The sequence below is a fragment of the Aromatoleum evansii genome (assembly GCF_012910805.1).
GTDB classification, from domain to species: Bacteria; Pseudomonadota; Gammaproteobacteria; order Burkholderiales; family Rhodocyclaceae; genus Aromatoleum; species Aromatoleum evansii.
The window spans coordinates 1-395 of the sequence record NZ_WTVK01000291.1 but is presented as its reverse complement, the minus strand read 5'-3'; the positions used below and the strand labels follow the sequence as shown (position 1 = coordinate 395).

Here is a 395-nt window from a genome sequence, read left to right as displayed (position 1 = left end):
GTCGAGCACCACTTCCGCCATCGGGATCTCGTACGTCAGCGCCACCTGATTACCGTGGTAAACCATATTGGTCTGCACGCCGCGTTTTTCTACGCACAACGTAATAACGTTGCCGAGATATGCCTGCGGCAGCAGCATGTGACACTCTGCAATCGGCTCGCGCAGTTCGTAGATGCTATTTACCGCAGGCAGCTTGGATGGGCTGTCGACGTAGATAACTTCTCTTGACGTGGTTTCAACTTCATACACTACGGTCGGCGCAGTGGTGATCAGATCCAGATCGTATTCACGTTCCAGACGTTCCTGGATGATCTCCATGTGCAGCAGGCCGAGGAAGCCGCAGCGGAAACCAAAGCCCAGCGCGCTGGAGCTTTCCGGCTCATAGAACAGTGAGG

General features: G+C 54.9%; 1 pseudogene. It reads right to left on the bottom strand.

What is annotated here, in order from left to right:
- A pseudogene (locus tag GO615_RS28370) lies at positions 1–395 on the bottom strand (elongation factor 4); the annotation flags it as partial.